Origin of the sequence: Archangium sp., assembly GCF_036389735.1 — a bacterium.
GTDB lineage: Bacteria > Myxococcota > Myxococcia > Myxococcales > Myxococcaceae > Archangium.
In genome coordinates this window covers 1-6,255 of record NZ_DASVWK010000018.1, presented here as the reverse complement: position 1 = coordinate 6,255, position 6,255 = coordinate 1, and the positions used below count along the sequence as shown (strand labels likewise).

Here is a 6,255-nt window from a genome sequence, read left to right as displayed (position 1 = left end):
CAAGTCCGCCAGCAGCAGGTCCACCCCACCCCCGGAGAGCACGCCGAGCGCCTCCTCACCAGAGGCGGCCTCCTGGACGTCGTAGCCCGCGGCGCGCAGCAGGAGCGCGGTGGTGGCGCGCATGTTGCGCTGGTCATCCACGACCAGGATGCGGCCGCGAGCAAGGGGGGTGGGGGCGTCGGTCACGGAGGGCTCGTGAGGTTGGAAATGGAGGGCCCAGCTTACTTCAGCCCGGAGAGCCGGGACGGATGAGTCCGGGCGCCGCGCGTGCCATGGCCTCCTCGTAGGAGCGCGGGTCGAGGTAGACGCGGATGAGCTCACCGGTGCGGGAGAAGAGCTTCACCACCTCGGCGGTGAAGTGCATGTACTTGCTGCGCGTGAGGATGCTCACGCTCTTGAGCGCTGAGCGGTTCTCGCTGAACCACCCGGTCCAGGCTTCCTGCACGGGGACGATGGCCCCGGTGGCGTCATCCATCTCGATGAACAGCTCCACGGGGACATAGCGGCTGAGATCCTCGCGCAGCTCGTCCATGGGCGCGGTGCCGAACTCGCCCCGGTCCTGGCCCTCGATGAGCAAGGAGACGACGCCCGGACGCAGTCGTCGATAGGTGAAGCGACAGCGCATGCTCGACAGCCGGACCGCGCCGTCCTCCAGGGTCTCTCGTTTGAACGACACCACGTGTCCTCCTGGCCTGCGAGCGAGGGCTCGTGCCTCGCGCTCCCGTGTTCATCCTTTTCCTGGAGCAAGTCGCGCGCCATTTCCGCGTCCTCAGCAAGTCCAGGGGATTGCGTGTTACGAGACACGGCGTGGTCGGTCGAAAAGGTCGAATACCCTTCCAAAATGAAAGAGTCGCCCATGCGAGCCCAGGACTTGCGCATCGAGGAGTTACTGGAGGTGGACGCTCGGCGAGGCGTGCGCTTCGCGGGTGAGCAGGCGCTCATCCTGGACGCGGTGGCGCTCGGGATGCTGCGCAAGCAACTGGTGGAGATGCTGGGACTGACGGGGGCTCGGGCGGTGCTGACGCGCTTCGGCTTCGCCCACGGCTGGCGCATGGCGGAGGCCCTGCGCACCGGCTTTCAATGGAGCAGCGAGGCCGAGTGGCGTGCCGCTGGCGGGTTCATCCACATGCTCCAAGGGCTGATCCGCGTCCGGGCCGAGGACAACGACCCGCTGGCGCGCTGGGGCGTTACCCTGGACTACTCGTACGAGTCGGAACAGCACCTGCTGCACCTGGGGCGGGCGGAGGCCCCCTCGTGCTGGACGCTGTGTGGCTTCGCCAGCGGCTACATGAGCCGGGCGGCGGGCAAGTCGCTCTACATCCTGGAGGACCGGTGCGTGGCGAGGGGAGACGCCGCCTGCCACTTCGCGGGCCGGACCCTGGAGGAGTGGGGGAACCAGCTCGAGGAGCACCTGCCGTACTTCCAGGGCGAGGTGCTCGACGCCTCGCTGCATCAGGTGACGAGTGCCCTCAAGCGCACGGAGCGCAAGCTGCGCGAGCGGTCGCGGGCGCTGGAGCAGGTGGCGGGCGAGGCCGAGGGCCCGGGCGGACTGGTGGCGCGCAGCCCGGGGATGAGGCGGGTGGTGGATCTGGCCCAGCGGGCGGCGAGGAGCGAGGCCACGGTGCTCGTCATCGGCGAGAGCGGTACGGGCAAGGAGCGGGTGGCGAGGCTGGTGCATGAGGAGTCGGCGCGGGCGGCGGGGCCGCTGGTGGCCATCAGCTGCGCGGCGCTCGCCGAGTCACTGCTGGAGGCGGAGCTGTTCGGCCATGCGCGAGGGGCGTTCACGGGGGCGACGCACGAGCGCGTGGGCCTGCTGGAGGCGGCGGCGGGCGGGACGCTCTTCCTGGACGAGATTGGGGAGATGCCGCTGGGGATGCAGGCGAAGCTGCTGCGGGCGCTCCAGGAGCGCGAGGTGCGGCGGGTGGGGGAGAACGCCCACCGGGCCATCGACGTGCGCGTGGTGGCGGCGACGAACCGGCCGCTGGCCGAGGAGGTGGCGGCGGGGCGCTTTCGCAAGGACCTGTACTACCGGCTGCGGGTGGTGGAGCTGACGGTGCCGCCGTTGCGCGAGCGGCGCGAGGACATCCTGCCGCTGGCGCGGGTGTTCCTGGTGGACGTGGCGCGGCAGTTGGGACGGACGGCGCCGGGGCTCGGGGCGGAGGTGGCGGATCAGCTCCAGCGGTACGACTGGCCGGGCAACGTGCGCGAGCTGCGCAACGCGATGGAGCGCGTGGTGGCGCTCTCGCGAGGGGCCCGTGTCGAGTTGGAGGATCTGCCGGAAGACGTCCGGGTGGCGCTGCCCGCCTCCTCGCCGACGGGAGAGGTGCGCACGCTGGAGGAACGGGAGCGCGAGTACATCCTCGCGGTGCTCGGGCGCAACGGAGGCAACCGGACGCGCACCGCGCGGGAACTGGGCATCGGCGCCACCACGCTCTACCGGAAGCTCAAGAGCTACGAGCCCTCGGCACGCCGCCGGAAGCGGTGAGCCTCAGGGACAGAAACGGCGAATCCAGCGGCGCATGTCCTCCTTGTCGTCGCCGAAAAGGGAGAACCAGCCCGAGCGCTCCTCGTGGAGGAAGGGCTCGAGCAGGTGAGCGAAGGCGAGGCGCTGAGGGGAGGGGCGTTCCTGTTCGGCGGTGTCGATGGCCTCGGGCCACTCGCCGAGGGTGACGAGGACGCGCTCGCCTTCGAGTGGAGGCAAGGTCTCCAGGGAGACGTCTGGGAAGGGAAGCCGCCGCCGCAGGACTTCGAGCCCCCCAAGCCGGCCGAGCAGGGGCAGGCCCAGGAAGGTGAGCCAGTAGGCACCTCGGGCCTGGGTGCCGATGTGCTGGCTGGTCTCTCCAAGCCTGTAGATGTCCAGTCCCAGGTAGCGGTCGCGCAGCTCGCGAACCGTGTCGCGAGCCATGAACCAGTCTCCATCGGAGGAGACGAGGGCGAGGCTGGCGTAGCCGAAGCTGAAGGGCAGCTCGCGAGCGAGTTCGAGGGCCAGGGCGCGCACACGGGCGGGGCCGTGTTCCACCAGGTACTCGGTGGGTAGGGTGAAGCTCACGGCGCAGGTGGTGCCCTCTTCGTACATGAACAGGGGCGCGTCGAGCCAGTACCCCTGGTACTCGAAGTTATAGCCGCCTACCTCGTCGCAGTGCTCTTCGATATCGACGCCGCAGGCGACCGGCCAGCGCCGTTCGAGCATCTTCTTGCGGATGTGCTCCCAGCCCTTGTCATCGAGAGGCTGAAAGTCCCCGTTTTGATCGACGTACCAGTTCAACGCCTGGGAGGGGATGGAACGACGATACGTCTGCAGGGCTCGCCACACGGCATGGATCACCTCCCCGTGGGAGCGGTGCATGAAGAAGCAGATGACGATCCCGTCCCGGGCCACCATGCTGCCGTGATTCGTCCGCACCCGGATATTGGGAAGGCGCTCCTTCATTCGCGGATCTCTCGTGGCGTGATGAGCAGGGCCTTGCCACCCAATGCCTTCTTGTAGATCTGGCCCTGGTTCGAGCCGGCATAGGGACTCGGCTCGTTATATTGATTCCACCGTGGAGGGTTGGTGGGTGGGCAAGGGAACTTGAAGTCGAGGATGAGCACAGCCTGGAGGAGATTGTAATCCCCGTGGAGGACGATGTCGGGCTTGATGCTGCCCCGCAGTTCCTCGGGACATCTCTCATCAATGAGTTGCTGCTCCTTCACGCGGTCGATCGTCCTGAGGACGCGGGCATTCGGATAGTAGCGGTAGCGCTGTTCGATGCTGAAGGGCCTGGGCCACAGTTGTTGGAGCACCTCGCGGGCGCAGGCGAGGGCGATGACGTGCTTCTGCCTGCCCAGGAGCATGGCTCGGGTGATGGGCTCTGGGCACCCGTCCACCTCCACCTCCTCGCCGCATTCCTCCCGGGTGGGAGGGTGGTTGCCGAAGAGGGGGAAGTTGACCTGCTGCTCGGCCAGCCTCGCGCACTCCACAAGGCGCTCTTGCAACTCACCCGCCTTGTCCTGGCTCTTGAGGATGGCCAGCATCACGGGAGTGGCCACCGCGAGCGTGGAGCCCACGGCCAGTAGAGCGGAGGAGGAGGTCGCGGCGGTACGGGAGAGGCCCGCGTAGCGCACGCGAGCGACAGTCTCCGAGTCGAGGCGCAAGTCTCCATGGGGCGCCGCACCGAAGCGAGCGGGGCGGGTGGCGCAGGCGCCGAGCAGGAGACCGCTGAGGAGCAGGCGCACGAACTGCCCGCGTGCACTCCGGCGAGTGGAGGTCATGCCCTCCCTTCTAGCCCAAACCCGACTACAGCCCGTCCAGCAGCCCCATCCGGTCCTTCAGGCGCAGCACCCGCCGTACCGACGCATCCAACTGCTCGGCCAGCTTCGGTTCCGACTCGGCCAGCTTCGTCAGGATGCCGAAGTAGTCGAGGCCTCCCGACCAGTCCGGTGGCTCGGTGGTGAGGATGAGGTCGTTGCCGGCGAGGAAGGCTCGCCGCACCACCTCCTCGCGCTCGGAACCAATCTGCTCGGCGAGCGCGCGGATGGCCACGTCGTCCGTCACGGAAATCCATCCGCTCTCGTGGGCCATGGCGACGAGCGCGGGCTCGAGGATGGCGGGCCCCGGGCCGAGCTTCGTGTAGACGATGTTCGACATCATCACCCCGCCCAGGTACCGGTCCGCGGCGCGGAAGGCCGCCGCTTCCAGGCGCACGCGGCCCTCGTCCCAGTCGGCGATGGCGTGCTCGTGGTCCGAGTCGGTATCGAGATCGCCATACCCCGGGAAGTGCTTGCCGATGGAGACCACGCCCGCCTTGGCCAGGCCCCGCGCGAAGGCGGTGGCCTTCTGCTTCACCACCGCGGCGTCACCCGAGAAGGCGCGCCCGTTGCGGAACATGTGCCCCTGGGGGGACACGTCGAACACGGGAGCGAGGTTCATGTTGAGTCCCACCTCACGCATCGCCCGGCCGACGCGCATACCCCAGGACTCCACCTCGGCGTCCTCCATGGCGGCCATCTCCCTCGCGAGCGGAAGCGCCTTGAGCGAGGGGTGCTGTTTGAGGCGGTTGAAGTTGCCGCCCTCGATGTCCACCGCGAAGAAAGGAGGGATGCGGGCGCGCTCGCGGGCCGAGCGGATGCGCTCCTTGGCGGCATCGATCTTCCGGAGCGTCCCGCCCACGAACAACACCCCGCCCACTTCCACGGGGTTCTCCTTGCCGACCTGCGGATACGCGAGGAGCAGCTGGCCCACCTTCTCGCGCAGAGACAGCGAGCGGAGGACACGCTCCACGCGGGCCTCGTCGGGCGCACGGGCGGCGAAGCTTTCAGGTGTTCTCGGCTCGGCCGCCTCGGAGGCGCCGGAGAGCACGAGGGACAGGACCACGAGTGATGTACGGAGCACGCCTCGCATGAGGGACTCAGTGTTCCACGGAGACGCCCCGTGGACCTGAACGGATTCGGAGGGGCTCGAAGGCTCGCCCGGTCGGCGAGTGGACCGGCGAACAGGTGGACCGGGGCTCAGTTCCCCACGAGGGCGTCATAGCCGCGGCCCTTGAACTCGAGCAGGCAGAAGCCGTGGCCGAAGGGGTCCGCGAGGTTGGCCATGCGGCCCCACTCCCGCTCCTGGATGTCGCGCTCGAGCGTCGCGCCCGCGGCCTGGGCCCGGCGCACCACCTCGTCGAGCCCGGTGACGGTGAAGTCCAGGTGCACCGGTGTCCAATGCCGGTGGTAGTCGCGCACGGGCGCCACGCCGGGGCTGGCCGGGCTGCCCGCGGGCTTGGCGAGCAGGTCGATGGGGGACGAGGCCCCGAGCAGCTCGGCCCAGTCGGAGCCCAGCCGGCGTCCGAGCTTCAGCCCGAGGGTCTGGGTGTAGAACGCGATGGCCTTGTCCAGGTCATCGACATCGATGCAGGCGCGCAGCTCGATCATGGTCGTGGCAGGGCTCCGATTTAGTGCCCGCTGATGAAATCCCCAAGAGCATCCTCACTGCCCGCAGGAGACATCGTTGATATATGGGTCGGGAGAAGCAGCGGCGCTGCCAAGGGCGGCAGGAAGGTACACCGATGCGGGTCGCATGGCTGGAGATCGAAAACTTCCGGAGCATCAAGCAGCTTCTGCTCAAAGGGCTCGACAAGCCCCATGTCGTGATCGAGGGGCCGAACGATGTCGGCAAGAGCAACATCCTGCATGCGCTGGATCTCGCCTTCAGTACGCTGCCCATCCTTCTCCGGGAGGCAGCGGGGCGTGGTCCATCCATTCCTGGTGAGCCCTCCGAGTATCCCGATT

General features: G+C 68.3%; 8 protein-coding genes. 2 read left to right on the top strand and 6 right to left on the bottom strand.

Features of this window, described 5'->3' with window-relative positions:
• Both VF794_RS00560 and VF794_RS00555 read right to left on the bottom strand, forming a co-directional pair.
• Positions 1 to 186: response regulator (locus VF794_RS00560; RefSeq protein WP_331106635.1), on the bottom strand; the 186-nt coding region annotated here is incomplete at its 3' end.
• Positions 187 to 226: 40 nt separating this feature from the next.
• A complete protein-coding gene (locus tag VF794_RS00555) occupies positions 227 to 676 on the bottom strand; it encodes a hypothetical protein (RefSeq protein WP_331106633.1) in 450 nt (149 codons plus the stop codon).
• 180 nt (positions 677 to 856) lie between these two features.
• Here VF794_RS00555 and VF794_RS00550 point away from each other — a divergent pair, with 180 nt between their 5' ends.
• A complete protein-coding gene (locus tag VF794_RS00550; RefSeq protein WP_331106631.1) occupies positions 857 to 2,485 on the top strand; it encodes a sigma 54-interacting transcriptional regulator in 1,629 nt (542 codons plus the stop codon).
• 3 nt (positions 2,486 to 2,488) lie between these two features.
• Here the strand turns inward: VF794_RS00550 and VF794_RS00545 are convergent, their stop codons facing one another.
• From VF794_RS00545 to VF794_RS00530, 4 genes are all read right to left on the bottom strand, one after another.
• On the bottom strand, positions 2,489 to 3,430 hold the full coding sequence (locus VF794_RS00545; RefSeq protein WP_331106629.1) for a type VI immunity family protein: 942 nt from the start codon (positions 3,428 to 3,430) through the stop codon (positions 2,489 to 2,491).
• The gene (locus VF794_RS00540) at positions 3,427 to 4,251 is read right to left on the bottom strand and encodes a hypothetical protein (RefSeq protein WP_331106626.1); all 825 of its coding nucleotides are present in this window, start codon (positions 4,249 to 4,251) and stop codon (positions 3,427 to 3,429) included. The genes VF794_RS00545 and VF794_RS00540 overlap by 4 nt, the downstream gene beginning before the upstream one ends.
• A 25-nt stretch (positions 4,252 to 4,276) precedes the next feature.
• Positions 4,277 to 5,380, bottom strand: a complete 1,104-nt coding sequence (locus VF794_RS00535; RefSeq protein WP_331106623.1) for a glycoside hydrolase family 3 N-terminal domain-containing protein — start codon at positions 5,378 to 5,380, stop codon at positions 4,277 to 4,279.
• A gap of 107 nt (positions 5,381 to 5,487) precedes the next feature.
• Positions 5,488 to 5,898 carry a VOC family protein gene (locus tag VF794_RS00530; protein ID WP_331106621.1) on the bottom strand — a complete coding sequence of 137 codons (411 nt, stop codon included), beginning with the start codon at positions 5,896 to 5,898 and terminating at the stop codon, positions 5,488 to 5,490.
• Positions 5,899 to 5,981: 83 nt separating this feature from the next.
• Here VF794_RS00530 and VF794_RS00525 point away from each other — a divergent pair.
• Positions 5,982 to 6,255: AAA family ATPase (locus tag VF794_RS00525; protein WP_331106619.1), on the top strand; the 274-nt coding region annotated here is incomplete at its 3' end.